The organism is Legionella feeleii (genome assembly GCF_001467625.1).
GTDB lineage: Bacteria > Pseudomonadota > Gammaproteobacteria > Legionellales > Legionellaceae > Tatlockia > Tatlockia feeleii.
Genome location: NZ_LNYB01000007.1, coordinates 1 through 2277 on the forward strand (window position 1 = coordinate 1; position 2277 = coordinate 2277).

The window sequence follows — 2277 nt, forward strand, 5'->3', positions numbered from 1 at the left end:
TATGACGGTTTTACGAAAAGCCTCTTTGACCCGCTTTCTGTTTAAAAAGAAAACACACGAAGTTTGTATATTGCGCCCTTGGAAAATCCGGCGGGATGATCGGTTTTGATTTTTCTGTTTTTCTGTTTTTGACAATTAGCTCAGATTAAACATTTTTGTGGACTCTTCCAATGAAACGTATTTATCAAAAATGAGTGTTCTTTTTTCGAGCAATAATGTTCAATAAACGATCGATTTTTTTTCGGTCATAGAGAGAGTGACCGAATTTTTAATGTAACTCATTGAAAATTAAGTCGTTTAATGCAGATGTTCGCTGCGTCACTGGCAGTAACAGACCAGTGACGCAGCGGGAATTATTCAATAAACCGCCTCGCCCAAGAGAGGCAGTCAGAGTCGTTTTTGTTCGTCAAACCACTCTATCGGCTTTTCCCTTCATTAGTTGCTGATTTTAGGATTGGGTTGAGGTTGGCGGGATAGGGGAGTTGTGGGACAAATTATAAAATTTGCACAATCCATCACAGGGAGAATACCCGATACGTCACTGGTTTTTTTACTGCCAGTGACGTATCTAAAATCCGCATCAAACAACAGCTTCGGCAAGGGATATACCTGAACACTCTGTCACAATTTAAAAACGATTATTTTTCTGCCCAAAAAGACAGCATAAAAATATCGTTTTTGGCTTTAATTCCTTTCGCTGCCTTTGTCCTGCTTTGGTTCCCGTTTGTAGCGCTTCTCCTTGCCGCGCCATGCAAAGGCAAGCCGTGAGCCATCATCGGCTTTACCATCAGGCTCGGTCTCGGCAAGCGCTAAATCAGAATCGGATTCCTCTTCAAGCTTCAAAACATCTTTCAAAACACCACCTGTTGCCACAAAACGACGCTTAAAGGTCTGTCTCGTAAGCTCCAGAAACCACTCAGGATCGGCTGTCATATCGGCCGGTTTCACTGCGTATTTCAGTGTTTCCGCCACGGCACGCTGCAAGGCATCGGCAATCGGCTCACTCTGACCTTCGCCTGTTTTTTTGATTTTTACCGGCCTGATATCCACATTCGGCTCGTAAGCCACCCGCAGGCAGTCCTGCCAGAGAGAAACCCAACGGGAATGTTTGACGTAATTTACCTTGAACCAAGAGGACGGCACCATCATCAGGGTGTGAAAATGCGGGTGCGCACTGCCGTCCTTGCCTCTGGTTACCTCAACCGTTCTTATCCAGCCGAGTACTGGCTTAAATTCTTTTCTCGCCGCTAATCGCTTAAAAGCTGAATTCATCGCACCCAAAGTAGAGCCCAGTTCCCTAATGGCACAGTTACGAACGGTCAAAGTCAGGAAAACCCAGCGTGCCGACGGATAAGCTTCAACCAGCTTCGGCAGAGACTGGTAGAAACGTGCCTGCCACATCAAAGAGCGCCTCCACTGACAGACAGGGCAGTTGCGCACACGGCAGAACTGAGCCTCGCGTAGTCGCAGGCGCGTCTCACCTGTCTCCGGATTATCAGACCAGCCAAAGCGAAGAAGACCACTGCAATCGGCCATGCGTGCGGCATAACGCTCAAATTCAAGTGCTGCGGCATAAAGACCACCGACCTCATCACAAAGCGCTCTGTGTTTGTCCCAGGGTTTATCATTGGCATTATAGTCGCTGAGGTAACGGGTGTTATTATTATTATTATTTTCTGCCATACCTGCCTTAGCTTGGCAGGAAGAAAAAATTCATGTTAGAATCCTTCCATCGCCTGCCAATCCATTCCGGTGATCGCGGCTCTGGATGGATGATCGCCATCGCAGAGCCAAACCTAATTCCAAAACAGCATTATCAACCCAAAATCTTCCATATGTCAAACCACTATAAAACGCACGCCAGTACTGGGCAAAACCCCAATCTAGCGCGTGGAAATTATCCCTTAAGTATAAATACAAGGTATTGGGCGTTTTTTTGGTTAAAGAAAAAACAGTAAATTAGATTACTTTGAGACCTGTTTGGCAATTTACTGCTCTACGCTTTTAAGACTGCTTTTTTGAGGAAAAGGAAAGGCAAACTCGGTTTTAAAAAAATTTGAGTCTCTTTTTTTAAAACCGCCAGATTTGCGTTTTAAGACACGATCAGGTTTTTAGCTAAGCTGAAGATGAGAAGAGCAGGAAAAACTCGCCTACGGCTCGAAATGCCCCCTGCGGGGCTTTTTTGATCCCCCTTCCCGTTCCCCGTTGGGGAAGCCATTCGCCGCCATGGGGCTCGCGGGGCTGGGTTTAAACCCAGCCCCTTAGGGGAGCGTGGGT

Annotated in this window: 1 protein-coding gene; it reads right to left on the reverse strand. The window is 46.3% G+C overall.

Translation table 11 applies throughout. From position 1 onward, the window contains the following. Positions 1-684: 684 nt before the first annotated feature. Positions 685-1683 (reverse strand): protein rep, encoded by a 999-nt coding sequence (locus tag Lfee_RS00675; protein ID WP_058443358.1) that lies wholly within the window; start codon positions 1681-1683, stop codon positions 685-687. Between the last annotated feature and the right edge of the window lie 594 nt (positions 1684-2277).

What these genes read in the sequence shown, in the direction of transcription:
- Lfee_RS00675 (WP_058443358.1), bottom strand. Translation starts at nt 1,683, where the DNA reads ATGGCAGAAAATAATAATAATAATAACACCCGTTACCTCAGCGACTAT.